The 24387-nt window shown below is 71.8% G+C and carries 24 protein-coding genes; 14 read left to right on the top strand and 10 right to left on the bottom strand.

All coding sequences use genetic code 11. The annotated features are described in order from the left end of the window. The first annotated feature begins 3 nt into the window (after positions 1-3). From QQ657_RS01040 to QQ657_RS01015, 6 genes are read left to right on the top strand one after another with little or no spacing between them, the layout of a single operon-like run. On the top strand, positions 4-516 hold the full coding sequence (locus QQ657_RS01040; RefSeq protein WP_003073383.1) for an MSMEG_0572/Sll0783 family nitrogen starvation response protein: 513 nt from the start codon (positions 4-6) through the stop codon (positions 514-516). Positions 517-524: 8 nt separating this feature from the next. Further along, positions 525-1595, top strand: a complete 1071-nt coding sequence (locus QQ657_RS01035; RefSeq protein WP_284740087.1) for an MSMEG_0568 family radical SAM protein — start codon at positions 525-527, stop codon at positions 1593-1595. 1 nt (position 1596) lies between these two features. Then, positions 1597-2967 carry an MSMEG_0567/sll0787 family protein gene (locus tag QQ657_RS01030; RefSeq protein ID WP_284740086.1) on the top strand — a complete coding sequence of 457 codons (1371 nt, stop codon included), beginning with the start codon at positions 1597-1599 and terminating at the stop codon, positions 2965-2967. Next, the gene (locus QQ657_RS01025; RefSeq protein ID WP_284740085.1) at positions 2964-3794 is read left to right on the top strand and encodes a carbon-nitrogen hydrolase family protein; all 831 of its coding nucleotides are present in this window, start codon (positions 2964-2966) and stop codon (positions 3792-3794) included. Before QQ657_RS01030 ends, QQ657_RS01025 begins: the two co-directional genes overlap by 4 nt. After that, a complete protein-coding gene (locus QQ657_RS01020) occupies positions 3795-4625 on the top strand; it encodes a carbon-nitrogen hydrolase family protein (RefSeq protein WP_284740084.1) in 831 nt (276 codons plus the stop codon). Next, a complete protein-coding gene (locus QQ657_RS01015; protein WP_284740083.1) occupies positions 4625-5662 on the top strand; it encodes an MSMEG_0565 family glycosyltransferase in 1038 nt (345 codons plus the stop codon). Before QQ657_RS01020 ends, QQ657_RS01015 begins: the two co-directional genes overlap by 1 nt. Here the strand turns inward: QQ657_RS01015 and QQ657_RS01010 are convergent. Beyond that, positions 5647-6021: an HPF/RaiA family ribosome-associated protein gene (locus QQ657_RS01010; RefSeq protein ID WP_284740082.1), complete on the bottom strand. Its 375-nt coding sequence runs from the start codon at positions 6019-6021 to the stop codon at positions 5647-5649. The two genes, QQ657_RS01015 and QQ657_RS01010, sit on opposite strands and share 16 nt — an antisense overlap. A gap of 127 nt (positions 6022-6148) precedes the next feature. On the opposite strand from QQ657_RS01010, the gene QQ657_RS01005 reads away from it, so the two are divergent. Beyond that, positions 6149-6502, top strand: coding sequence for a hypothetical protein (locus QQ657_RS01005; RefSeq protein WP_284740081.1), 354 nt, complete (start codon positions 6149-6151; stop codon positions 6500-6502). An 84-nt stretch (positions 6503-6586) separates the two neighbouring features. Further along, on the top strand, positions 6587-6982 hold the full coding sequence (locus QQ657_RS01000) for an Imm7 family immunity protein (RefSeq protein ID WP_284740080.1): 396 nt from the start codon (positions 6587-6589) through the stop codon (positions 6980-6982). A gap of 9 nt (positions 6983-6991) precedes the next feature. On the opposite strand, the gene QQ657_RS00995 is transcribed toward QQ657_RS01000, so the two are convergent. Next, the gene (locus QQ657_RS00995; protein WP_284740079.1) at positions 6992-7342 is read right to left on the bottom strand and encodes a TraR/DksA family transcriptional regulator; all 351 of its coding nucleotides are present in this window, start codon (positions 7340-7342) and stop codon (positions 6992-6994) included. A gap of 98 nt (positions 7343-7440) precedes the next feature. On the opposite strand from QQ657_RS00995, the gene QQ657_RS00990 reads away from it, so the two are divergent. From QQ657_RS00990 to QQ657_RS00975, 4 genes are all read left to right on the top strand, one after another. Next, entirely contained in the window at positions 7441-8076 is a 636-nt protein-coding gene (locus tag QQ657_RS00990) for a GntR family transcriptional regulator (RefSeq protein WP_284740078.1), read from the top strand. Between the two features lie 132 nt (positions 8077-8208). Next, entirely contained in the window at positions 8209-9624 is a 1416-nt protein-coding gene (locus tag QQ657_RS00985; protein ID WP_284740077.1) for an MFS transporter, read from the top strand. Between the two features lie 20 nt (positions 9625-9644). Continuing rightward, on the top strand, positions 9645-10544 hold the full coding sequence (locus QQ657_RS00980) for an ABC transporter substrate-binding protein (protein WP_284740076.1): 900 nt from the start codon (positions 9645-9647) through the stop codon (positions 10542-10544). After that, the gene (locus QQ657_RS00975; protein ID WP_284740075.1) at positions 10541-11533 is read left to right on the top strand and encodes an ornithine cyclodeaminase family protein; all 993 of its coding nucleotides are present in this window, start codon (positions 10541-10543) and stop codon (positions 11531-11533) included. Before QQ657_RS00980 ends, QQ657_RS00975 begins: the two co-directional genes overlap by 4 nt. Positions 11534-11546: 13 nt before the next feature. Here QQ657_RS00975 and QQ657_RS00970 read toward each other — a convergent pair whose 3' ends face one another. From QQ657_RS00970 to QQ657_RS00940, 7 genes are read right to left on the bottom strand one after another with little or no spacing between them, the layout of a single operon-like run. Continuing rightward, the gene (locus tag QQ657_RS00970; protein ID WP_284740074.1) at positions 11547-13295 is read right to left on the bottom strand and encodes an acyclic terpene utilization AtuA family protein; all 1749 of its coding nucleotides are present in this window, start codon (positions 13293-13295) and stop codon (positions 11547-11549) included. Next, positions 13292-14071: a TIGR03084 family metal-binding protein gene (locus QQ657_RS00965; RefSeq protein ID WP_284740073.1), complete on the bottom strand. Its 780-nt coding sequence runs from the start codon at positions 14069-14071 to the stop codon at positions 13292-13294. Before QQ657_RS00965 ends, QQ657_RS00970 begins: the two co-directional genes overlap by 4 nt. Position 14072: 1 nt before the next feature. After that, positions 14073-14819, bottom strand: a complete 747-nt coding sequence (locus QQ657_RS00960) for an enoyl-CoA hydratase/isomerase family protein (RefSeq protein ID WP_284740072.1) — start codon at positions 14817-14819, stop codon at positions 14073-14075. Beyond that, positions 14816-16768, bottom strand: coding sequence for an acetyl/propionyl/methylcrotonyl-CoA carboxylase subunit alpha (locus QQ657_RS00955; RefSeq protein WP_284740071.1), 1953 nt, complete (start codon positions 16766-16768; stop codon positions 14816-14818). The genes QQ657_RS00960 and QQ657_RS00955 overlap by 4 nt, the downstream gene beginning before the upstream one ends. A 4-nt stretch (positions 16769-16772) precedes the next feature. Then, a complete protein-coding gene (locus QQ657_RS00950; protein ID WP_284740070.1) occupies positions 16773-18371 on the bottom strand; it encodes an acyl-CoA carboxylase subunit beta in 1599 nt (532 codons plus the stop codon). Then, the gene (locus QQ657_RS00945) at positions 18368-19933 is read right to left on the bottom strand and encodes an AMP-binding protein (protein ID WP_284740069.1); all 1566 of its coding nucleotides are present in this window, start codon (positions 19931-19933) and stop codon (positions 18368-18370) included. The genes QQ657_RS00950 and QQ657_RS00945 overlap by 4 nt, the downstream gene beginning before the upstream one ends. A gap of 8 nt (positions 19934-19941) precedes the next feature. After that, positions 19942-21093, bottom strand: a complete 1152-nt coding sequence (locus tag QQ657_RS00940; protein WP_284740068.1) for an acyl-CoA dehydrogenase family protein — start codon at positions 21091-21093, stop codon at positions 19942-19944. 69 nt (positions 21094-21162) lie between these two features. On the opposite strand from QQ657_RS00940, the gene QQ657_RS00935 reads away from it, so the two are divergent. Together QQ657_RS00935 and QQ657_RS00930 are read left to right on the top strand one after the other, a co-directional pair. Beyond that, positions 21163-21783, top strand: coding sequence for a TetR/AcrR family transcriptional regulator (locus QQ657_RS00935; protein ID WP_284740067.1), 621 nt, complete (start codon positions 21163-21165; stop codon positions 21781-21783). Between the two features lie 69 nt (positions 21784-21852). Then, positions 21853-23517, top strand: coding sequence for an AMP-binding protein (locus QQ657_RS00930; protein ID WP_284740066.1), 1665 nt, complete (start codon positions 21853-21855; stop codon positions 23515-23517). Here the strand turns inward: QQ657_RS00930 and QQ657_RS00925 are convergent. After that, on the bottom strand, positions 23514-24362 hold the full coding sequence (locus QQ657_RS00925; protein ID WP_284740065.1) for an alpha/beta fold hydrolase: 849 nt from the start codon (positions 24360-24362) through the stop codon (positions 23514-23516). The two genes, QQ657_RS00930 and QQ657_RS00925, sit on opposite strands and share 4 nt — an antisense overlap. Positions 24363-24387: the final 25 nt, after the last annotated feature.

The raw sequence follows: 24387 nt of genomic DNA, 5'->3' as shown, positions 1-24387 counted from the left end.
CCGATGGCAGAGCTGACCGAGACCGAGAAGACCAGCCTCGACGAGATCCCGCACCCGTCGCTGCCGCAGGGGTCCAACCTGTACGGCGGGACCAAGGTCTTCCCGGACTACCAGGCCGAACCCGGCCAGAGCTACTTCACGCTCGTGCACGGCATCGCGCACGAGTCGTCGGTGAGCTTCGTCGCGATCCTGCAGGCGACCCGCGCGCTGCGGAAGGGCTTCGAAGCCGCGATCTACTTCTACGGGCCGGGTTCGCTGAACTGCCTGGCCACGCGTGGCTTCCCGACCACCGGCAACGCCGCGTTCCCGGGCGAGCTGAACATCAACGACCAGCTCAAGACGTTCATCAGCGAGGGCGGCAAGGCCTACTGCTGCCGCTTCGGCCTGTCGCTGCACGGCGCACGCGAAGAGGACCTCATCGAGGGCGTCATCCCGACGCACCCCCTGGACGTGCAGGACGCGCTGATCCACTACGCGCGCAAGGGCGCGATCATCAACTCCACCTACATGTTCTAGGAGCCAGTGTGCGCGTTGGCATCGAAGAAGACCTGGAAACCCGCGCCGACATCGCCGTCCGCGGAGTGCGTGTGGACGCACCTGTGCAACGCAGCAAGGGCGCCGGGCCGAGCGACGACGGCCACCTGGTGGTCGACGGTGCCAACGCCACGCTGCCCCTGAACCCGTCGAGCCCGTACGTCGTCCGCGACGGCCGGATCTTCCGCGAGACGATCGACCTGGGCCTGAGCGTCGCCCCGGTCGGCCGCCCGCGGTTCTACGATCTGTCCACTGCGGACGGTGTGCCGTACCGGAAGATCGCTTTGCTGCACGGGCAAGACGTCCTCGCGACGACGGTCGTGCAGACGTGCATCCGGTACGCCGAGGACCAGCGCTGCCGGTTCTGCACCATCGAGGAGTCGCTGCGCGCGGGGTCCACTGTGGCCGCGAAGACGCCGCAGCAGCTCGCGGAAGTCGCCGAGGCGGCGGTGCGGCTCGATGGCGTCCGGCAGATGGTGATGACCACCGGCACGACATCCGGGCCCGACCGCGGCGCCCGGCACCTCGTGCGGTGCGTCCGCGCGGTGCTCGACGCCGTGCCGGGCCTGCCGATCCAGGTGCAGATCGAGCCACCGGGCGATCTCGGTGTGCTGCAAGACCTGCGGGACGCCGGGGCGACGTCGATCGGCATCCACGTCGAGTCGCTGGACGACGACGTCCGGCGGCGCTGGATGCCGGGCAAGTCGACCGTGCCGCTGGCGGAGTACGAGGCCGCGTGGGCGGAGGCGGTCCGGGTGTTCGGCCGCAACCGCGTCTCGACGTACCTGCTGATCGGCCTCGGCGAGGACCCGGACGCGCTGGTCGAGGGCGCGGGGCGGCTTGTCGACATGGGCGTCTACCCGTTCGCGGTGCCGATGCGGCCGATGGTCGGGACGCTGGCCCGTCAGGACGGCGCCACCGCGCCTTCGCCCGCATTGGTCGCCGACGTCACCGGCCGGATCGCCGCGCTGCTGCGGGCCGCCGGGATGACCGGCGCCGACCAGGGCGCGGGCTGTGCCGCGTGCGGTGCCTGCGGGCTGCTCAGCGCGGCGGGTGGCTGACGTGGACCACGACATCCTCGCGTTGCTGGGTGACGTCCGCAGCGTCGCGGCGCGCCCGGCGTTCACCATCGGCGAATCCGACCACAGTGGACTGACTACGTACCGCTCGCTGCGTCACGAAGCTTTCGTTGCCCGGCAAGGACTTTTCGCCGGCCACGACCTCGACGACCACGACACCGACCCGCGCACCCTGGTCCTGGTGGCCCGGGACGCGTCGGGAGAGGTGCTCGGCGGCGTCCGGCTCGGCCCGGCGACCGACGGCCCGGACCTCGGCTGGTGGAAGGGCGGCCGCCTGGTCGTCGCCCCCGGTTCGCCGGCCGGGATCGGCTCGGCCCTGGTGCGCGCGGCGTGCGCACGAGCCGAGGCCGAAGGCGCACTGCGGTTCGAGGCGACCGTGCAGACCCGCACCGAGCGGCTGTTCACCCGCCTCGGCTGGCAGCGCGTGCGACCGGTGACCGTCGCCGGGCACGACCACGTGCTGATGCGGTGGCCGATCGGCCGGATCGCGGCGCTGGCCCGGTCGACGAAGGCCGCGCTCGGCCCGCTGCTCCACGGAATGACCGGCGTGCCGGGCTTCATCGGTGACGACGGCGTCCCGCTGCCCGGCACCGACGTCGTCGCAGCGTGCGACGCGATCATCCCGTCCATGGTCGAGCGCGACCCGGAATGGGCGGGCTGGTGCTCGGTGCTGGTCAACCTCAACGACCTGGCCGCGATGGGCGCGGCGCCGACCGGGCTGCTCGATGCGCTGGGCGCGCGGGACGCGTCCTTCGCCGCCCGTGTCCTCAGTGGACTGCGCAAGGCGAGCGAGGCGTACGGCGTCCCGGTGCTGGGCGGGCACACACAGTTCGGCGTCCCGGCCTCGCTGTCGGTGACGGCTCTGGGCCGCACGACCGATCCGGTGCCCGGTGGCGGCGGCAAGCCGGGTGAGCGCGTCTGGCTCACGGCGGACGTGAGCGGCAGCTGGCGGCCGGGCTACACCGGACGTCAGTGGGACTCGACGAGCTTCCGCCGCACGCCGGAGCTGCGTGAACTGCTCGGTTCGGTCGCGAAAGCGCGGCCGGCGGCGGCCAAGGACGTCTCGATGGCCGGGATCGCCGGGACGCTCGGCATGCTCGCGGAGGCGTCCGGCTGCGGTGCGGTACTGGACGTCGAGAAGGTGCCACGGCCGCGCGGAGCGTCCATCGGGGACTGGCTGACCTGCTTCCCCGGCTTCGCGATGCTCACCACCGGCACACCCGCGCCCGCGGGCCCGGCGGTCACCGCGGATTGCGGCGAGCTGGTCGCGGGCACCGGCGTCACGCTGCGCTGGCCCGACGGCGAACTGACGCCCGCCATCGACGGCGGCGTCACCGGATTGGGGAACTCATGACGACACTCAGGATGGCCGCGGTCGCCGCGCCGTTCGACCGCGACCTCGAAGGCGACTTCGCGCGCATCGAGAAGCTGATCGGCGAGGCGAAGGCCGAGGGCGTGCGGCTGCTGGCGCTGCCGGAAGCGGCCCTCGGCGGTTACCTCGCCAACCTCGACGGCGGCGCCGAGGGCCCGCCCGCGCTGGCCGTCGACGGCCCGGAGGTGAAACGCCTGGCCGCGCTGGCCGGCGACCTCGTCGTCACGGCGGGGTACTGCGAGATCGCCGACGGCCGCCGTTACAACTCCGCGGTCTGCGTCACCGGCGACGGCGTCCTCGGCAACCACCGCAAGGTCCACCAGCCCCTGGCCGAAAACGCCAGCTACGGCGCCGGCCGCGGGTTCGCCGCCTTCGAGACGCCGGTCGGGCGGCTGGGCATGATGATCTGCTACGACAAGGCTTTCCCCGAGTCCGCGCGGGCGCTGGCCCTGGACGGCGCCGAGATCGTCGTCTGCCTGAGCGCCTGGCCCGGCAGCCGGACCAACGCGGCTCCCGATCTGGCGCAGGACCGCTGGAAGCGGCGGTTCGACCTGTTCGACCGGGCCCGCGCACTGGAGAACCAGATCGTCTGGCTCTCGGCCAACCAGTCCGGCACCTTCGGCGACCTGCGGTTCGTCGCCGGGGCGAAGATCGTCGACCCGGGCGGCGAGATCGTCGCCGACACCGGCGTCACCGAGGGGATGGCGATCGCCGAGTTCGACGTCCAGGCCGCGCTCGCGACCGCGCGCCGGTCGATGGGGCACCTGGCGGACAGACGACCCGACGCCTACCCCGTTAGTGTCCCGTGAATGGGGCAGATCCGGATCGCCGCCGTCGCCGCGCACTTCGGCCGCGACCTCGACTTCGACCTGCAGCGCATCGCGACGCTGATCGACCACGCGCGCTCGTCGGGCGTCGCGCTGCTGGTGCTGCCGGACGCGGCCCTCGGCGGCTACCTCGCCGACCTGCGCCATCCGGACCCGGAGGCGCTCCCGCCGGCCCTCGACCCCGACTGCGCGGAGCTCAAGACGATCCGGTCGCTGGCCGCGGAGATGGTCGTCTGCGTCGGCTACTGCGAGGCCGACGGGCCGCGGCGCTACAACTCCGCGGTGTGCGTCACGGGTGACGGTGTCCTGGGCCGGCACCGGAAGGTGCACCAGCCACCGGGGGAAAGCGTGGCGTACGAGCCGGGGGCCGAGTTCGCCGCGTTCGAGACGCCGGTCGGGCGCCTCGGCATGCTGATCGACTACGACAAGACGTTCCCCGAGTCGGCCCGCTCGCTGGCGGTCGACGGCGCGGACATCGTCGCCTGCCTGAGCGCGTGGCCGACGAGCATCACCAGCCGCGCCCCGCGGATGGCCCAGGACCGCCAGTCGCGGCTGTTCGACCTCTACGACCAGGCGCGGGCGGCGGAGAACCAGGTCGTGCTCGTGTCGTCCAACCAGACCGGCGCGATGGGCGGCATGCGGTTCCTCGGCCAGGCCAAGGTGGTCGGGCCGGGCGGCGAGATCCTCGCGCGGACCTGGTCGAAGGCCGGCATCGCGGTCGCCGAGCTGGACGTCGAGCAGGAGATCGCCAACGCCCGCCGCGTGCTGCACCACCTGGGGGAACGGAAACCGTCGGTGTACCGGGAGGCTTGATGCGCATCGCCCTGCTGAGCTACTCGACGAAACCCCGCGGCGGGGTAGTGCACACGCTCGCGCTGGCCGAAGCGCTGGCGGCGCTGGGCGAGGACGTCACGGTGTGGACGCTCGGCCGCGGCGGCGACGCGGGGTTCTTCCGGCCGGTCGACCCGGCGGTGCGGTTGTCGATCGTGCCGTTCCCGGACGTGCCCGGCGAGAGCGTCGGCGAGCGGATCCTGCGGTCGATCGCGGTGCTGCGCGCCGCGTTCACCCCGGACGAGTACGACGTCGTGCACGCACAGGACTGCATCAGCGCCAACGCGGTCGACCGGTGCGTCCGGACGATCCACCACCTCGACACTTTCACGACGCCGGAGCTGGCGGCCTGCCACGAGCGGGCCATCGTCCGGCCGTACGCGCACATCTGCGTGTCCGCGGCGGTGGCGGCGGAGGTCCACGCCGGCTGGGGCATCGAGGCGACGGTCATCCCCAACGGCGTCGACTACGACCGTTTCGCCACCGCCCTTCCGGATGCCGGCCTGGGACGGTACGTGCTGGCGGTCGGCGGAATCGAGCCGCGCAAGGGCTCCCTGGACCTGCTGGAGGCGTACGCGCTGCTGGCCTCACCGGAGGTCCGCCTGCTGATCGCCGGCGGCGAGACGCTCTTCGACTACCGCGACTACCGCGCGCGGTGGGAGAAACGCGCCGCCGAGCTGGGTGTCGAGCCGGAGGTGCTGGGCCCGGTCCCGCACGACGAACTGCCGTCACTGATGGCGTCGGCGGCGGTGTTCGCCTTCCCGTCGACCAAGGAGGGTTTCGGGCTGGCCGCGATGGAGGCGCTGGCCGCGGGGGTGCCGGTGGTGACCCGCGACCTCCCGGTGCTGCGCGAGATCTTCGGCGGCGTAGCCCGCTTCGCGACCGACCCGCCTGGGTTCGCGCGAGCCCTGCGAGAGGCATTGGCGGGCGGCGACCCGGAACCCGGAAAGGCCGTCGCCCGCCGCTACAGCTGGCCGTCCGCCGCGCAGGCGCACCGGGCTTTCTACCGGTCGCTGTGATCGTCTTCCGGGTCTTCCGGAGCGGGCATGTGCCGGATGCTTTCGCTGCCCTTGTAGTCATGGGCGCGGTCGTAGCGGGAATCCAGCACGCGCCCCAATTTTTGCGCCGCCCCGGCGTAGGCGTCGTCCACAGTGGTCGCGTGGTGGGTGACCGCAACGGGTTGCTTACCCCCGGGCCGAGCTTCGATCACGCACTTCTTGTCCTCGGGCTTGCCACCGCCGTCTTCGCTGAGGTGCACCTCCACCCGGGTCAACCATCCGCCGAACCGGGAGAGGCTGCCCTCAAGGTCGGTGGTCACGAAGGTGGCCAGCCGTTCGCCACCGTGGATGTTGTGGTCGGTGTTGACCTGGATCTGCACGAGCACCCTCCAAAACGGGACGACGATGATCCCGGTCAGTACCACGGCTGCGGTCGCCTCAAACCCCGGCGGCCTTCGCAGGCGACTCGCTCATCGGCCGAAGAGGACGTCTGACGACAATGAGGCCATGAGCTTTGATCTGGTGGTCCTGGCCTTGAACGCAGGCAGTGAAGCCGACTCCGTACGTCGGATGTTCGAGCGTTGCACCGCCGTGGGCACACACAACGTCGGCGAGCCTGACAGGCGCATCGTGGCCTTCTACGAGCAGGTGCGGTCCATCTACCCCGACCGTGGTCCGGCTGTTGAAGCGCCTGGCTGCCCTTGGAACTCGGCGCCGCTTTCGGTCGGTATCGACCACGTGATCATGCATTTTGGATCCGGTCCCCGGAGCACGCCGGCGATCGAGACAGTCCTGCGCCTGGCCGCGCACCACGGGCTGGCCGTCTACGACCCGCAAGGCGACGACGTCCACCTCGCGTAACACAGCGAACGAACGTTTGCGCGTCGGCAAGTCAGCGCGGTCGTGCCCGGTCGTAGCGCGTCGTGGTGCGCTTAGACTTCCGTCATGTTCGAGTACCACGGGTGGATCACGCTTCGCTCGACCGCCGAAGCCCTGGAAGACGAACCGCCCCTTCGGCTCGGCGAAATCCAGGCCCTGGTCGACGAGCTCGCCGGCTACGCGTTGATGGATCTTCAACCGATGAACGGCACCCACTACATCCACCTCGGCGGGAACCCGAATCACCGCGGGCAGCACGGTAAAGCCGTGCTCGACTTGTTCACCAAGATCGGACAGCTCGCCCCCGGGGCATACGGCCTGCTGTACGTCCACGACGACGAACACCCGGAGCACATGCTGAACTTCCGTGTCTTCCGGCTGGTCCGTGGCAAGGTCACCGAGCACGCGGACCACCTTCTGTCCCCGGTTATCCCCACGCTGGAAGACCAGAGCACCAGCTGACCCGGCGGATCAACGCACTTTGTTCGCGCAGCCGATGCAGATCCGCGTCGCCGGCAGGGCGGTCAGCCGCTCTTCGGCGATCGGGCCGCCGCAGCGCTCGCACGTTTCCCAGACGCCCACTCGTACTCGCTCCGCTGCCCGGTCGAGGTCGGCGAGGTCGTCCTGGGCCTGGCGCAAAAGCGCCTGCACTTGCGCCCGTTCGAAGGCGATCGTCACGCCCTCCGGGTCGTGCTCGTCGTCGTTGCTGGTGAACTCCGATGCCTCGACGATCCCGTCCCGCTGCCGGGCCAGCGCGGCGGCCAGGCGAGCCGTCTCGGTGCGGGCCTGCTCGATCAGCTCGATCGCGGCGCGGTCATCCATGGCGCCGGACGTCCCAGTACGTCATCCCCCCAGCGAACCACACTCGGGCGAGGCGCGGCCTGAAGGCGGAACCGTGCCCGGTCGCCTATCCTCGCCTCGTGGTCGCCAAGTCGAATTCGGTCGTGACGGTGCTGCGTGCGGAGATCATCGACGGCACGATCCCCGCGGGGACGCGCCTGAAGGAAGAGGCCATCGCCACCCGCTTCGGGGTCTCCCGGGTGCCCATCCGCGAAGCCCTGCTCCAGCTCGAGAGCGAAGGCTTCGTCAACACCGAGAAGTACAAGGGCGCCACCGTCTCCGCCCGCTCGCAGCACGACGTCGTCGAGCTGATGCAGATCCGGCGCGGCCTGGAAGTCCTCGCCGCCACCCTCGCGGCCGAGGCGCACGGCGGCGACCAGGCCGAGCACCTGCGGGCGGTCGTGGCGCGCGGGCGCCAGGCCGGCGAGGACGGCGCCGTGGACCAGCTGCCGCCGCTGATCATGGAGTTCCACGAGGTGGTCGCCCGCGCGTCGGGCAACGCCGAGCTGGCCCGCATGCTCGAGGAGCTGCTGCGCCGGATCTCGTGGGGCTTCGAGCTCGAGATCGAGGACCGCATCGACACGTCGTGGGCCGACCACGCCGCGATCGCCACCGCGATCCTCGGCGGGTCCCCGGTCCAGGCGGGCTACCTGATGGGCGAGCACATCCTCAAGGACGAGTGGATCTACCGTCGCCAGGCCGCCCCGTCAGCCTGATTCGTATACAAAAGATCTCCGCCAGCTAGCCAGTTCACGTCTTCGGCACACGTGGTAACGTCCCGGCAATAAGTCTCGTATACAAAACAGAGGTTCGTTGCTCGGCCGCCTCTCCCGATGGGAGCCCAGCCCATGACCTCGACCCACACCCCGGAGCGCGCCACCCCCGGTACCCTCGCCCTGCACCTCGACCGCATCGGCTTCAGCCGCGCCCAGTTCTGGGTGCTCATGCTCATCCTCGCGGGGATGTTCTTCGACACCCTCGAGCAGAACTCCGTCGGCGCGATGGGCGCGAACCTCAAGCTCGCGCTCGGGATCACCGACACCCAGCTGACCACGATCAACACCGCCACCGTGCTCGGCGGGCTCGTCGGCAGGCTCGCCGGCGGGTGGCTCGCCGACCGGTACGGCCGCCGCGCCTCCCTGTCGCTGAACCTGCTGCTCTACACCCTCGGCGGCCTGCTCAGCGCCGTCGCCGTGAACTACGACATGATGCTGGCCAGCCGGTTCGTCGTCGGTATCGGCCTGGGCGGCGAGTTCACCATCGGCATCGCGATGCTCGCCGAGATGGTCGCCACCCGGCACCGGGGCGCGCTGGTCGCGACGCTCAACATCGGCTCCGGCGGCGTCGGCAACTTCCTGTCCTACGGGCTGTTCTTCCTGCTCCTCGGCCCGCTCGCGCCGGCACTCGGCGGCGACCACCTCGTGTGGCGCTGGACCTTCCTGTTCCTCGCGCTCCCGGCGCTGCTCGTCGTCCTCTACCGGCGCCGCCTCCCGGAGACGCCCCGGTTCCTGCTCGCCAAGGGCCGCGTCGAGGACGCCAACCGCTCCCTCGCGATCCTGGCTTCCGGCTCCCTGAAACGCACCGCGGCGACGCCGGTCGGCGGCCCGCTGACGACGGCGGACGTGCCCGCGCGCCAGCTCAAGTCCTCCCCCGCGGCCGTGTTCGCCCGCGCCGTCCTGCCCCGCACGCTCTCGATCGGCGCCGCGTCCTGGATGGCCTTCGGCGCGCAGGTCACGCTCAACTTCCTGATGCCGACGCTGCTCGTGGAGCGCGGTTACTCCATTTCGGACAGCCTGCTGTTCACCATGATCATGAACGTCGGGTCGCTGCTCGGCGCCTGCGCCGCCGCGTTGCTGGCCGGACGGGTCGGCCGGCGCACTGCCGTCGGCGGCGCGGGCGCGCTCGGCTGCGTCACGGCCGCGGCGTTCGCGGCCTTCGGGGACTCGACGGTGCTGATCCTCGTGCTGGGCGCCCTCTTCCAGTTCTTCACGATGATCACCAACACGACGCTCGCGGTCTGGTCGCCGGAGCTGTACCCGACGTCGATCCGCGCGACCGGCACCTCGATCGTCAACGGCATCGGCAACATCGCCGGCGCGGTCATGCCGTTCCTCGCTGTCGCCCTCTTCGCCGCGTTCGGCCTCGCCGGGGTGTTCGGCATGGTCGCGGTGATGTACGCCCTGCTCGTCGTCGCTTCGCGGTTCGCGCCCGAGACCCGGGCCCGGACGCTGGAACAGATCAACGAAGACACCGCCGCCGCCTGACCACGAAACGGAGAAAACCCTTGGAAACACTGCGCATTTCCGCGACCGCCAACGGTCTCAACTACCTGCCCGAGTACCTCGCGGACACGACCGGCCTGTTCCGTGACGCGGGCCTGGCGGTGACCGCCCGCGCCTGCGACCCGTGGACCGGCGTGCTGGACGACCTGGCCTCCGGCGAGGCCGACCTCGCGCTGGGCGGGCTCTGGGTGCCGGGCATGTACGCCGGCAGCGGCCGCGCGCTGACCGTGGTCTGCCAGCTCAACCACCAGGCGCCCAAGGCGATCGTGCACCGCGGCGCCCCGGACGGCTTCACCCTGCCCGACCTGACCGGCAAGGTCGTCCTCGCGCCCGGCATCGGCGGCAGCGCGCCGTACGCGGTCACCGCCGGGTTGATCCGGGAGGCGGGCGCCGATCCGGCCGACGTCACCTTCGTCCGGGACCTCTCGACGCCGATGCTGGTCGAGCTGTTCGGTGCCGGGCTGGGTGACGCGATCATCCTGGACCTCGTCTCGGCGCTCGAACTCGAGGCCACCGGCCAGGGGCGGATCGTGTTCCGCAACCTCGACCAGGGCGGGATCATGCCCAACAGCGTCTACTACTGCCGCACCGATCGCGTCGAAGAGCTGCGAGAGCGGTTCACCCGCTTCGTCGGCTGCATCGACGCGGCGATGCAGCGCCTGCCCTCGACGCCGGCGGAGACGATCGACGGGATCCTCACGACGCGCTGGCCGGGCAAGGACCTCGGGATCCTGCGCGAAGCCACCCGCCAGATGACCGCGAGCGCGGTCTGGGAAACCGTCGCGATCGACCCCGCGGGCAGTGACCGGTGGATGCGGATGCTGGCCGAAAGCGCGATGCTCACCCAGGTCCCGGCCTACGACGAGCTGGCCGACGACAGCTTCATGAAGGCCTACCGGTGACCACCGTGCTGCCGGACGACGCCCTGGCCGAGCTCGTCGACCTCGGCGAGCTGATCGACGCCGTCCGGGCCGCGCACACCGACCTGGCGCTCGGGCGGGCCGAACAGCCGGTCCCGGCGATCAGCTCGACGGCGGGCGCCACCATCGTGCTGCCGATGGTGGCGACCTCCCACCGCCTCGGGCTGACCGTCGTCAAGGTCCTCACCGACGCGCCCGGCAACCGGGACGGCGACGGCCCCGCCCAGCAGTCCACGGTGGTGGTGCTGGACTCCCGGACCGGCGCCCGCCTGGCCGTCATGAACGGCGGGACCGGCACCCGGATGCGGACCGCCGCCGCCAGCGCCGTCGCCACGGATGCCTTGTCCCGCAAGGACTCCCGGGTCCTCGGGCTCGTCGGCGCCGGTCCCCTCGCGGTCGAGCACGTCGCCGCCGTCCGCGCGGTCCGGGCGATCGGCACCGTCGTCGTCTGGTCCCGCTCGGCGGCCCGGGTCGCCGAGTTCCGCCACGCGCTGCACCGGCGGGAACACGCGGACGGCGTCCCGGCCCTCGACGTCGTCGCCGCTTCGGGGCCGCGCCAGGTCGTCGAAGCGGCCGACGTGCTCTGCACGCTGACGCCGTCGCGCGTCCCCGTCGTGGAAGGCGCGTGGTTCCGGCCGGGCCTGCACGTCAACGCCGTCGGCGCGCCACCCCGGCCCGACCACCGCGAGATCGACTCCGCCGGGATGGCCCGGGCGACCGTCTTCGTCGACAGCACCGGCGTCCAGCTGCGGAAGTCGGGGGAAGCGCTGCTGTCCCTGCGGGAAGGCGTGACGACCGAGGACGACTTCCGGCGTGAGCTCGGCGCGGTGCTGGCCGGGCTGGTGCCGGGGCGGACCGGGGCGGCGGAGATCACCCTGTTCAACTCGGTCGGCATCGCCTTGCAGGACCTCGCTTTCGCCGCCCTCGCCCTGCGGATCACGGCGGGCGAATCCCTCGAGGTCGGCACCTGAGGGGCGGAACCGCTCAGAACACCGCGGGCACGTCGACCACCCGGCTGCGCAGGTATTCGCCGAGCCCCTTCGCCTGCGGGTCGGGCCGGGTCGCCGCGGCGACGCCTTCGCCCAGCAGGCCCACCACCGCGAAGTTGAGCGCGCGCAGGTTCGGCAGCGCGAACCGGCGGACGTCGAGCGTGGCCGCTTCGGGCAGCAGCTGCCGGAAGCGGTCTTCGTCGAGATATCCGCGCAGCCACGCGTATTCGTCGTCGGTGCGGGTCCAGAAGCCGACGTTGGCGTTGCCGCCCTTGTCCCCCGAGCGGGCGCCCGCCACGTCGCCCAGCGGCGCCCGCCGGGTCGGGCCGAAGTCCTGTGGCGGTACCGAGTCGGGCACCCGCGCCGGGAGGAGCGGGCCGGTGGGCGGATGCGGGATGACGACCGCCGTCCCGTCCGGCAGCGTGACCCGGTGCGCCACCTCGGCGGCCGGGACCAAGGCCGGCCAGTAGACGCCGAACGCGCTCTCGGCCGACGGCGGGGTCGTCGTGTGGAAGCCCGGGTAGCCGCCGAGCGCGAGTCCCATCGTCGCGTTCGAGAACCGGCGGCCGACCTTGCGGGCGTCCGGGTCCTTGACCGTGATCCGCAGGTGCGCCGTGGCTTCGGCGTTCACCGGCGCGTCCGCGTGGTCGAACCGCAGCAGCGTGACGTCGGCCTCGGCGAACTGGTCCTTTCCGCCCAGCAGCGCGAAAAGCTGCTGCTCGGCCCACGCCGCCTTCTCCTCGATGCGGGTGCCGGTGAGCACGAGGGTCATCGTGTTCCGGTAGCCGCCGTCGTGGTTCAGCGCCACCTTGAGGTGCTCGCCCGGCGGGCTGCCGCGGGTGCCGCTGACCCGCACCCGGTCCGGTCCGGTCTGCTCGAGCCGCAGGGTGTCGAAGTGCGCGACGGCGTCCGGCCCGGCGTAGGCCGGTTCGGCGATCTCGTACAGCAGCTGCGCGGTGACCGTGCCGGGTGAGACCAGTCCCCCGGTGTCCGCGTGCTTGGTGATGACGCACGAGCCGTCGGCTTCGACCTCGGCGATCGGGAAGCCGGGGTACCGCCGGTCGGTCACCTCTTCGAAGAACGCGTAGTTGCCGCCGGTGGCCTGCGGGCCGCACTCGATGACGTGCCCGGCGGCCATCGCGCCCGCGATCGCGTCGAGGTCCGTGGGTGCCCAGCCGTGCCACCAGGCGGCCGGGCCGACGACCAGCGAAGCGTCGGTGACCCGGCCGGTCACGACGACGTCGGCGCCGGCGGCCAGCGCCGACGAGATGCCCCAGCCGCCGAGATAAGCGTTGGCGGTCAACGGTTCCACGCCGGCTTCCGCGAGCTTCCGGCCGGTGTCGAGGTGCGCGAGATCGTGCCCGGCCGCCTGCAGGTCGGCCAGCCGGCCGACGATGTCGTCGCCGTCGACGTGGGCGATCTCCGGGTGCAGGCCGAGCCGTTCGGCGAGGGCGCCGATCTCGGCGGCCAGCCCCGGCGGGTTCAGCCCGCCGGCGTTCGAGACGATCCGGATGCCGCGGTCGAGGCAAGTGCCCAGGACGTGCTCGAGCTGGGTGAGGAACGTCTTCGCGTACCCGAGCGCGGGGTCCTTCCGGCGGGCCTTCCAGAGGATGAGCATGGTCAGCTCGGCGAGGTAGTCCCCGGTGAGCACGTCGATCGGGCCGCCTTCGACCATCTCGCGGGCCGCTTCGAGGCGGTCGCCGTAGAAGCCGGAGCAGTTGGCGATCCGGACCGGGCGGCTCACGCGCGTCCCCGGCCGGGCGCGCCCGCGAAGGCCTGGGCGATGCCGATCCACTCCCGCGCCGCCGGCCCGCGCACGACCAGACCGGTGTCCTCGGCAAGCCGTCGCTGGGTGACCGTGAGGCAGAAGTCGAGCGCGGTGCCTTCGACGCGGTCGGCGGCGGCGCCGTCCCCCCACGTCCACCGGTCGCCCGAGGGTGCGTGCAGGACGACCCGGATCGGGACGACCGGCGCCGGACGACCGTGGAGCCCGAAGCTGAACGCGGTCGTCGAGACGCCGAGGTGGGCGATGTGCCGGAGCCGGTCGGTCGCCACCCGCGTCACGCCGAGGGTATCGGCGATGTCCTGGCCGTGCGCCCAGGTCTCCATGATCCGCGCGGTCACCGACGACGCCACGCTCATGTCCGGCCCGTACCAAGGCAGCCGGGCGCGGGCGTCGCGGCCGCGGAACGTCGTGACCAACGCCGCTCGCGCTCGGGCGAACCACGCCCGGACTTCCTCGGCGGGCAATCCCGCGTGCTCGGCGGCGACGCGGTCGGGGAAGTCCATGCCCTCGGCCATCAACGCGGCCGCCGCGCGGCGGAACCCGTCCGGGTCAAGCAGGGCCTGCGTCGCGGCTTCGTCGAAGAACGCCAGGTGCGTGAGCTGGTCGCGGATGTCCCAGCCCGCCGCGGGGGTCGGCCGCGCGATGCCGGTGTCGTCGAGCGGCGCGACCATCTTTTCGACGTCGGCGGTCTCGGCGAGGAGGTCGTCGAGCAGAGCATCGAGGGAGACGGGCATGTCAGCGTCCTTCCCACACCGGCGGGCGCTTCTCGCGGAACGCCGCCGGGCCCTCCTGGGCGTCACGCGAGCGGTACACCGGCGCCCAGATCTCTTCGGCGCGGTCGTAGACGTCGGGACAGGACAGATAGGCGGTGCGTTTCGCCGCGCGGACCGACAGCGGCGCGTTGGCGGCGATCCGCCGGGCGAGCTCCTGGGTGCGGGAACGCAAGTCCGCCAAGGGAACCACGTCGTTCACCAGGCCCACTTCCCGGGCGCGCCGGGCATCGAGGGGATCTCCGGTGAGCAGGATCTCCAGGGCCACCCGCGGGGGCACGAGCCACGACAGCGGCGCCGCCCACGGCGCCCCGCGGCCCACCTTCACTTCGGTCACCGCGAAGCGCGCGTGCGAAGCCGCCACGACCAGGTCGCACTGCTGCGCCAGCAGGAAGCCACCCGCGTAGGCCACGCCGTTGACCGCGGCGATCGTCGGCTTCGGGACGTCGATGTTGCGGCCGAAGACCGGCAGGAAGTCCGGCGGCGGGATCTCCAGCGCCGTTTCGGCCATCTCCTTGAGGTCCCCGCCGGCGCAGAACGCCTTGTCGCCCGCGCCGGTCAGCACGAGCACCGCGGCGGAGTCGTCGGCGACGAACCGGCGGGTGCCCGCCCACAACCCGTCTCTGACCTCTTTGGACAGTGCGTTGCGCGCTTCGGGACGGTCGATCGTCAGCCAGGCGATCCCGTCGTCGACCTCGTAGGAGACGCTCATGACACGACCGCCAGCACCTGGCCGGTGTCGACCTGGTCGCCCTGGCGCACCCGCAGGTCGGACAGCACGCCGTCGGCCGGCGCGGCGACCGTGTGCTCCATCTTCATCGCCTCCAGGACGAGCAACGGCTGCCCGGCCGTCACGGCATCGCCCGAGGCCGCGAACACCCGCACCACCGCACCGGGCATGGCGGCGAGCAACGAGCCGGTGGCCGTGGCGGCGTCCGGGTCGGCGAACCGCGGCACCTCGGTCAGCGCGACGGACCCGTCCGGTCCATCCACATAGGACACTCCGGCGTACGTCCGCACGGCGTAGGCGAGGTGGACGCCGTCGATCTCCAGCTCCACCAGCGAAGGTGACGCGGACAGCAACCGCACCGAACCACCGAGTGGCTCACCGTTCACCCTGACGCGCAGGCGGGAGCGCCGTAACGAGTACGCGACCTCCAGCGTTTCCGGACCTACCGTGTAAGCAACCCGCTGGGACGCGCCCCCGACGTTGCGCCACCCGGACGGCATCTCGGGCACGACCCGCGCGGCACGCCGGTTGCGCGCCTGCGCCGCCAAAGCCGCGGCCGCGGCCTGCCGGGCACCGCCGGAGGACGCGCCGAGCGCGGCCGGGTCGTGCCGGGTCAGGTAGCCGGTGTCGGTCCGCCCGGCCAGGAACTCGGGCTCGGCCAGGATGCCGGCCAGGAGGTTCCGGTTGGTCGTGACGCCGTGCAGCTCGGCGTGCCGCAACGCCCGCGCGAGCGTCCGGGCGGCTTCGCGGCGGGTCCGGCCGTGGGCGATCACCTTGGCCAGCATCGGGTCGTAGTGCGGGCCCACCACGGAACCGTCGGTGACGCCGGAGTCGACGCGGACCCCGCGCAGCGCGGGGACGTGGAAGCGGTGCAGGGTGCCGGTGGCGGGCAGGAACCCGGCCGGGACGTCCTCGGCGTAGAGCCGCACCTCGATCGCGTGCCCGGTGATGCGGGCGCCGGTGACCTCGGGCGGCAGGGCCTCGCCCTCGGCGACGCGCAGCTGCTGCTCGACCAGGTCGATCCCGGTGACGAGCTCCGTGACCGGGTGCTCCACCTGCAGCCGCGTGTTGACCTCGAGGAAGAAGAACCGGCCGTCGGCATCCAGGACGAACTCGACGGTGCCCGCGCCGGTGTAGCCGATGGCCTTCCCTGCGGCCACGGCCGCGGCACCCAGTTCAGCGCGCAGCGCGTCGTCCACCGCCGGTGACGGGCACTCTTCGACGATCTTCTGGTACCGCCGCTGGATCGAGCACTCCCGCTCGAACAGGTGCACCACCTCGCCGTGCGCGTCCCCGAGGATCTGCACTTCGATGTGCCGCGGGTCGACGACGAACCGCTCCAGGAACACCGTCCCGTCCCCGAACGCCGACGCGGCTTCCCACCGGGCACCCTCCACCGCATCGGACAGCCCGGCTTCGTCGTGCACCACACGCATGCCCCGGCCCCCGCCACCGAACGCGGCTTTCACCAACACGGGGAAGCCGATCGACGCGGCCACCGCGGCGAGGTCCGTCTCGTCGGTGACGGTCGCGCCGGGCAGCACCGGGACGCCGGCCGCGTCCATCAGCGCCTTGGCCTCGATCTTCGACCCCATCGAGGCGATGGCTTCCGGGGACGGGCCGACGAACGTCAGCCCGGCTTCGGCGCAGGCGCGGGCGAACCCGGCGTTCTCCGACAGGAACCCGTATCCCGGGTGGATCGCGTCGGCGCCGGTCGCCCGCGCGGCCGCGATGACCAAATCAGCGCGCAGATAGGTGTCGGCAGGCGCCGATCCGGGCAGCCGGACGGCTTCGTCGGCGAGCCGGGCGAAGGGCGCGCCGGCGTCCGGGTCGGAGTAGACCGCGACGGTCGAGATGCCGAGGTCGTGCGCGGTGCGCAGGACCCGGGCCGCGATCTCCCCGCGGTTGGCGACGAGCAGCTTGGTGATCATCGGCTCACATCCGGAAGACGCCGAAGCCGCGACGGCCCTCGACGCGGTTGGAGTGGACGGCGGACAGCGACATCCCCAGCACGTCCCGGGTGTCGCGCGGGTCGACGATGCCGTCGTCGTAGAGCCGGGCGGTGACGGCGAAGGCGTGCGACTCGGTGTCGATCTGGCTTTCGATCGCCGCGGTGCGCGCCCGGTCGGCGTCTTCGTCGAACGGCTTGCCCTGCGACGCGGCCGAGGCCCGCCCGACGATCGACATCACCCCGGCGAGCTGGGGCGCGCCCATCACCGCGAGCTTCGCGCCGGGCCAGGCGAACATCAGCCGCGGGTCGTAGGCCCGCCCGGACATGCCGTAGTTGCCCGCCCCGAACGACGACGCCATGTTGACCGTCAGGTGCGGCACCGTGCTGTTGGTGACGGCGTTGATCATCTTGGCGCCGTCCTTGATGATGCCGCCCTGCTCGTACCGCGTGCCGACCATGTAGCCGGTCGTGTTCTGCAGGAACACCAGCGGGACGTCGGTCTGGTTGGCGAGCAGGATGAACTCGCTGGCCTTCTTGGCCTCCTCGCTGAACAGCACCCCGCGGTGGTTGGCGAGCACGCCGACCGGATAGCCGTGGAGGCTCGCCCAGCCGGTCACCAGCGAGGTGCCGTAAAGCGGTTTGTACTCGTCGAAGTCGGAGCCGTCGACGGTGCGGGCGAGGATCTCGCGCGGGTCGAAGGGCACCTTGGTGTCCGGCGGCACGATGCCGAGGATCTCCTCCGGGTCGTACTTCGGCGGCTCCGGCGTCCGGCTGGGGGCCGGGCCGAGCTTGCGCCAGTTGATCCGGGACAGGACTCGCCGGCCGAGGCGGAGCGCGTCCAGTTCGTCGACCGCGAAGTAGTCGGACAGCCCCGAGACGCGGGAATGCATGTCCGCGCCGCCGAGCGACTCGTCGTCGGCCTCCTCCCCGGTGGCCATCTTGACCAGCGGCGGGCCGCCGAGGAACACCTTGGCCTGGCGGTCGACGAGCACCGCGTAGTCGCACATGCCCGGCACGTACGCCCCGCCGGCGGTCGAGTTGCCGAACACGATCGCCAGGGTCGGGATACCCAGCGACGACAGCTCGGTCAGCTCGTGGAAGATCCGCCCGGCCGGCACGAACAGGTCGGCCTGCGTCGGGAGGTCCGCCCCGCCCGACTCGACGAGGTTGATCACCGGCAGCCGGTTGACGCGGGCGATCTCCAGCGCCCGCAACGTCTTCCGCAGCGAGTACGGGTTCATCGCGCCGCCGCGCACGGTCGGGTCGTGCCCGATGATCACGCACTCCACATCGGACACCACACCGATACCGGTGACCACCGAGGCGCCCACGGTGAAGTCGGTGCCCCACGCCGCGAGCGCGGACAGTTCGAGGAACGGGCTGTCCGGGTCGAGCAGCAGTTCCAGGCGTTCGCGGACGGGGAGCTTCCCGCGGTCGCGGTGGCGCTGGACATAGCGCTCACCGCCGCCCGCGACGGCCAGCTCCAGCTGCTCCTCGAGCCGCGCGAGCAGTTCGAGCTGCGTCTTCCGGTTGGCCGTGTACGTCTCGGCGGAGACGTCCAGCTGCGACTTGAGCACGGTCATCGAGCGGCCCCGTAGTGCCCCGCGTGCCGCTCGCGGACGACGTTCTTCTGGATCTTCCCGGTGGACGTGCGCGGCAGCTCGTCGGCGACGATCACGGCCTTCGGGACCTTGTAGCCGTCGAGCCGGTCCTTCAGCCGGGTCCGCAGGTCGTCCGCGTCGATCCGCTCCCCCGGCTTGGGCAGGACGACCGCGGTGATGGCCTCGCTCCACCGCTCGTGCGGGAGGCCGACGACCACGACCTCGGCGACGTTCGGCTCGGTGTCGTAGATCGCCCGCTCCACTTCGATCGAGGCGACGTTCTCGCCGCCGGTCTTGATCACGTCCTTGAAGCGGTCGGCGAACCACAGCACGCCGTCCTCGCCGAACCGGCCGACGTCACCGGAGTGGAACCAGCCGTGCCGGAACGCCTCCGCCGTCGCCTCGGGGTTGTGCAGGTACTCCTGCATGGCCGACGGCGCCCGGTAGACGATCTCGCCCTGCTCGCCGCGCGGCAGCAGGTTGCCGTCCGGGTCCATGATCCCGACCTGGACGCCGGTGAGCGGCGTGCCGACCGCGCCGACGTGCGACAGCTGGTGCTCCGGCCGGAACAGCGTCGTGATCGGGCTCATCTCCGTCTGGCCGAACAGCAGCGCGAAGTCGCAGCCGAAGCCGTCGAGGCAGGCCTTGATCTGCGCCTCGGGCATCGGCGCCATCGCGTAGACCGCGCGCCGCAGCGACGACAGGTCGCGCCCGGCGAACGACGGGTGCTCCAGCGCCGCGCGGTACATCATCGGCAGGCCGAAGACCTGGGTGATCTGCTCGCGTTCGATCGTCGTGAGGAAGCGGTCCGGGTCGAAGCCGCGGTGCACGAAGATCGTGGCGCCGACGACGATCGCGGGCGTGCAGAAGGCATTCAGCTGCGCGGTGTGGAACATCGGCATCATCGCGACGAACTTGTCGTCGGCGCGCCAGCCGGAGTCGAGCGCGGCCGACATGGACTCCAGGTGGATCGCCAGGTGCGTGCCGACCACGCCCTTCGGGAACGACGTCGTGCCTGATGTGTACAAATAGGACAGTGGGGCACGGTCTTCGACGACCACCTCGGGCGAGGTCGGGTCGTCCGAGAGCACGTCGTCGATCGCCAGCCCGGTGCCGTCGCCGCCGGTGCCCGGCGCGATGATCACGTCGGTGACGCCGGGTGCCTCGGCCACGGCGGGAGTGATCGCGCCGAGGAGCTGGCTCTCCACGACGATGCCGCGGGCCTGCGAATGCTTCAGGACGTACGCGACTTCGTCGCCGCGCCAGCCGAGGTTGACCGGGACGCAGACGAGCCCGAGCTTCGCGCAGGCGTAGTAGACGGCGAGGAACTCGGCGCTGTTGGCCGACGCCAGCGCGAGGACGTCACCGGTGGTGTAGCCGCGTCCTTCCAGGCCGTGTGCGAGCCGGTTGACCCACGTGTCGAACTCGCCGTAGGTCCAGCGGCGATCGCCGTCGACCACGGCGAGAGCTTCCGGCCGGGAGAACGCGACGCGGGTCAGGGCGTCGCCGACATTGACCCGATGGACGAGGTTGTGGTCCGTCATCAGTCCTCCTAATAGGACCGGGGCAGCCCGAGACTGTGCTGCGCGACGAAGTTGAGGATCATTTCGCGGTTCACCGGGGCGATCCGCAGCAGCCGGGCGAGCCCCCAGTACGGCAGCAGCCCGAAGTCCGCCGAGACGCCGTTGCCGCCGTGGGTCTGGATCGCGGCGTCGACGGCGGCCAGCGCGGCCTCCGCGGCGGCGTACTTGGCCATGTTCGACGCTTCGCCCGCCGGCTGGCCCGCGTCGTGCAGGGCGGCCGCCCGGTGCGTCATCAGGGCGGCCAGCTCGGTCTCGATCTTGGCCTTGGCCAAGGCGTGCGACACCCCTTGGTGCGCTCCGATCGGCCGATCCCAGACGACGCGCTCGCGGGCGTAGCGGCTGGCGACGTCGAGGGCGTAGCGCGCGATGCCGACGCAGAGCGCGGCGCCGGTGATGCGTTCGGGGTTGAGGCCGTGGAAGACCTGCCGGAACCCGGCGCCCTCGTCGCCGACGAGCGCCGACGCGGGCAGCCGGACGCCGTCGAAGTGCAGCGTGAACTGCTTCTCCGGGAGCATGACGTCCACCGGCAGCGGCGTCACCGTCAGGCCGGGCGCGTCCACCGGGACGAGGAACAGCGAGAGCTGGGCGGTCCCGTCGGGGTCACGGCCGGTGCGGGCGACCAGCAGCAGCGCGTCGGCGGTGTCGACGCCGGAGATGTAGTACTTCTCGCCGTCGACGATCCAGTCGTCGCCGTCGCGGCGGGCGGTGGTGCTCAGCTTGTGGGTGTTGGAGCCGGCGTCCGGCTCGGTGATGGCGAAGACGACCTTCGTCCGGCCGGTCGCGATGCCGGGCAGCCACTCCTTGCGCTGCTCCGGCGTGCCGAACTCGGTGAGCACCTCGGCGGAGATGGCTTCGGTGACGAGCAGCAGCAGGATCGGCGCGCCCTTCGCGGCGCTCTCCTCGATCACGATGGTCAGCTCGGCCAGGCCGCGGCCGCCCCCACCGTACTCCTCGGGGATGTTGACGCCGATGAAGCCGGCGTCGCCGAGGGCGTGCCACAGCTCGGTGCACTCCCGGCCTTCGCGGGCGTGCTCGACGTAGTACCGGCCGCCGAACGGAGCGGCGATGGCGCCCACCGCGGCCCGGAGGTCACGGGCCTCGTCGCTCTCGAACACGTCCACGCCGACGCTCCTTAGTGATTCAAAATTCACTTATAGCGCACCGTAGCGCCCGGCTGCGATGATGACAAGATGACGACGACCTCCCCAGCCACCCGCCGCCGGCGCGATCCCGAGCGGCGGGAGCGGATCCTGACCGCCGCCGCCGAGCTGACCGCCCGGCGCGGGTTCCACGCGATCGGCATGGCCGACATCGGCGCGGAGGCGGGCATCGTCGGCTCCGGCGTCTACCGGCACTTCGAGAACAAGGACGCGATCCTGGTCGCGCTGCTCGACCGCGTGATGGCGCGCCTGCAGGACGGCGCCGCCGCCATCCTCGCCGCCGCGACGGACGACCACGCCGCGTTGTCGGGCCTGATCAGGGACCACGTCCTGGTCGCCATCGAGGACCGCACCGTGCTCGCCGTCTACCACCGCGAGATCCACAACCTGCCCGAGGACGACCGCCGCCGCCTGCGCCGGCTGCAGCGGCACTACCTCGAGGACTGGGTCCACGTGCTCGCCCCGCTGCGCCCCGACCTCGCCGACGGCGAGCTCCGGCTGGCCGTGCACGCCGCGATCGGCGCGGTGCAGTCCACGCTGTTCTTCCGCAGCGGGCTCGCGCCGGAGCGGCTCGCCGAACTGCTCGGCGGGATGGCCCACGCCTGCCTCGGGGTCACGCCGACACCGGCTCCGTCAGTGAATGGCGAATAACTTTCTCTTGATTTGGTGACCTGGCTCACGGCATGCTGATCGACGTCAGCGACGGCGAAGGAGCCCGGCATGACCACGACCGACCACACGGCAGCCCTCATCGACGTCGAGACGCTCCGCGGCCGTCGAGCCGTGCACCGCTGGGAGCGGACGTCGGTGGGCGACGTCTTCGAGCGGCTCACCTGGAGCCGCCCGGACCAGGTCGCGATCAGCGCGGCCGAGGGCGCGTGCGGGGAAGCGCAGTTCGCCTCCGTGACCTACCGGGAAGCCGACCAGGCCGCCAACCGGCTCGCCCACGCCCTGGCCGCCGAGGGACTCGTGCCCGGCGACCGCGTGCTGCTGTTCTGCGAGAACACCGTCGAGGCGTTCCTCGCCAAGATCGGGATCGCCAAGGCGGGCATGGTCGCCGTCCCGCTGAACCCCGGCCTCGCCCCGGACGTCCTCGACCACCTGGTGCGCCTGACCGAGCCGCGGCTGGCGATCGTCGACGCGGAGCTGTGGCCCCGGCTTGCCGGCGTCTCGGGCGTGCGGGTCGGCGCGACGATCACGGTCGGCGGCGGGCCGGTCGCGGGGACGCCGTCGTTCGGCGAGTTCCTCGACGGGCAGCCGGCCACCGAGCCCGACGTCGAGATCCACGGCGACGACATCTTCCAGCTGCTGTTCACCTCCGGCACCACCGCGCTGCCGAAGGGCGTGATGCTGTCGCACAGCTACGCCCACCTGGCCGGGCTGAACTTCGCGCTGTCGCTCACGCGCGGCCTGCGCCACGAGACCGACCTGCGGGTCTGCACGTTCCTGCCGATGATCTACCACGTCGGTGACGCGCTGTTCACGTACTCGACGTTCCTCGCCGGCGGCACGCTGGTCCTCGGCCGCCGCCCGGTCCCCGGCCCGGTCGCGGCGACCCTCGCGGAGTCGCGGGCGACCGCCGTCTGGGCCGGGTCACCGCAGTTCGTCGCCGCTCTGGCCGACGCGGTCGACGCCGACCCGTCGCTCGACCTGACCTCGCTGACCACGCTCGTCTACGGCTGGGGCGCGCTCGCTCCGGCGCTGCTGCGGCGGCTCGAAGCCCACGCCGCGCCCGGGTTCGTCACGGTCGGCATCTTCGGGCAGACGGAAGCCATCGCCTGCCACCGGTTCTGGCCGAGCGCGTGGCCGGAGGTGCACGCGCGCACCGCGCCCGCGATGAACTACGTCGGCGTGCCGAGCGGGTTGCTCGCCTCCGACGTCGTGGACGAACTGGGCGAGCCGGTCCGCGGCGTCCCGGGTGAGGCGGTGTACCGGTCGCCGGTGATGACCGCGGGCTACTACCGCGACGAAGAAGCGACGCGCACGGCGTTCCGCGGCGGCTGGTTCCACTCCGGCGACTCGGCCGTCGTCGACGAAGCCGGGCTGCGCGTGATGGTCGACCGGTACAAGGACATCGTGAAGTCGGGTGGGGAGAACGTCTCCAGCATGCGCGTGGAGGCCGTGCTCCACCAGCACCCCGCGGTCCTGCGCGCGGCCGTGATCGGGCTGCCGCACGAACACTGGGGCGAGGCGGTCACGGCCGTCGTCGTCCCCCGCTCCGGCGCCGAACCGGCCGCGGCGGAGCTGATCGCGTTCTGCCGCGAGCACCTGGCCGGCTACGAAACCCCGAAGGCGGTGGTGTTCTCCGACGAGCTCCCCGAGACCGTCGGCGGCAAGATCCTCAAGTACAAGCTCCGCGAGCGGCATTCGGGCCTGTACGGCTAGATCCTCTTTTCGGCCCACGCGAGGATTTCCGCGACCACCTCGGCGCGGTTCGTCTCGTTGAGGATCTCGTGCCGGGCACCCGGGTACACCCGGACCGTCAGGTCCTTGACGCCCGCGTCGCGGTAGCGCTGCACCAGGACGTCGAACAACGCGAGGTTGCCGGTCACCGGGTCCTGGTCCCCCACCGCGAGGTAGAGCGGCAGATCGGGCCGCATCCGCGCGACCGCGTCCGGATCCGCCAGCCGGCGGGCGCCCGCGAACATCGCCTTCGTGTTCACCGGGTCGAGCCCGAAGCCGCACAACGGGTCCGCGACATAAGCGTCCACTTCGGACTCGTCACGGCTGAGCCAGTCGTAGTCCGTCCGCTGCGGCTGGAACGCCGCGTTGAACATCGACAGGTCCAGCGGCTGGTCGAGGTCCAGCGCGGGCTCGAGGATGTCGAGCGCGGCGGTGCCGGTGAGGATCACCGCGTCGACGTCGGCCGAGTGGTCGAGCAGGTACTGCTGGGCGGCGAAGGAACCCATGCTGTGCGCCAGCAGGACGACCGGCAGGCCCGGGTGCTCTTCGCGGGCTCGCGCCGTCAGGACGCCGATGTCGGCCACCAGTGCCGCCCAGCCGTCCGGGCCGAGGTCGCCGGGTTCCGCCGTGACGGACGCGCCGTGACCGCGGTGGTCCTGGCCGTAGACGGCGAACCCGCGGCCGGTGAACGCCCGCGCGACCCGCTCGTAGCGGCGCACGTGCTCCCCCATGCCGTGGGTCAGCTGCAAGACACTGACCGGCGCGCCCACCGGGTCCCACCGGTAAGCGGTCACGGCTCCGGGCAGGGTGAAAGTCGCGTCGGGCATCGTCGCCTCCTCAGTCGACCCCACC

The sequence above is a fragment of the Amycolatopsis ponsaeliensis genome, from assembly GCF_030182635.1.
Lineage (GTDB): Bacteria > Actinomycetota > Actinomycetes > Mycobacteriales > Pseudonocardiaceae > Amycolatopsis > Amycolatopsis ponsaeliensis.
Note: the sequence above shows the minus strand (reverse complement) of the source record. Positions and strands in the feature narration are given on the sequence as shown.

Bases quoted from the DNA above. Each gene is read 5' to 3' on its own strand.
- QQ657_RS01005 (WP_284740081.1), top strand. From the start codon at position 6,149: ATGAGCTTTGATCTGGTGGTCCTGGCCTTGAACGCAGGCAGTGAAGCC.
- QQ657_RS00955 (WP_284740071.1), bottom strand. From the start codon at position 16,768: ATGATCACCAAGCTGCTCGTCGCCAACCGCGGGGAGATCGCGGCCCGG.
- QQ657_RS00965 (WP_284740073.1), bottom strand. From the start codon at position 14,071: ATGCCCGTCTCCCTCGATGCTCTGCTCGACGACCTCCTCGCCGAGACC.
- QQ657_RS01015 (WP_284740083.1), top strand. From the start codon at position 4,625: ATGCGCATCGCCCTGCTGAGCTACTCGACGAAACCCCGCGGCGGGGTA.
- QQ657_RS00950 (WP_284740070.1), bottom strand. From the start codon at position 18,371: ATGACCGTGCTCAAGTCGCAGCTGGACGTCTCCGCCGAGACGTACACG.
- QQ657_RS01000 (WP_284740080.1), top strand. From the start codon at position 6,587: ATGTTCGAGTACCACGGGTGGATCACGCTTCGCTCGACCGCCGAAGCC.
- QQ657_RS00945 (WP_284740069.1), bottom strand. From the start codon at position 19,933: ATGACGGACCACAACCTCGTCCATCGGGTCAATGTCGGCGACGCCCTG.
- QQ657_RS00985 (WP_284740077.1), top strand. From the start codon at position 8,209: ATGACCTCGACCCACACCCCGGAGCGCGCCACCCCCGGTACCCTCGCC.
- QQ657_RS01020 (WP_284740084.1), top strand. From the start codon at position 3,795: ATGGGGCAGATCCGGATCGCCGCCGTCGCCGCGCACTTCGGCCGCGAC.
- QQ657_RS00930 (WP_284740066.1), top strand. From the start codon at position 21,853: ATGACCACGACCGACCACACGGCAGCCCTCATCGACGTCGAGACGCTC.
- QQ657_RS00925 (WP_284740065.1), bottom strand. From the start codon at position 24,362: ATGCCCGACGCGACTTTCACCCTGCCCGGAGCCGTGACCGCTTACCGG.
- QQ657_RS00960 (WP_284740072.1), bottom strand. From the start codon at position 14,819: ATGAGCGTCTCCTACGAGGTCGACGACGGGATCGCCTGGCTGACGATC.
- QQ657_RS01025 (WP_284740085.1), top strand. From the start codon at position 2,964: ATGACGACACTCAGGATGGCCGCGGTCGCCGCGCCGTTCGACCGCGAC.
- QQ657_RS00995 (WP_284740079.1), bottom strand. From the start codon at position 7,342: ATGGATGACCGCGCCGCGATCGAGCTGATCGAGCAGGCCCGCACCGAG.
- QQ657_RS00935 (WP_284740067.1), top strand. From the start codon at position 21,163: ATGACGACGACCTCCCCAGCCACCCGCCGCCGGCGCGATCCCGAGCGG.
- QQ657_RS01040 (WP_003073383.1), top strand. From the start codon at position 4: ATGGCAGAGCTGACCGAGACCGAGAAGACCAGCCTCGACGAGATCCCG.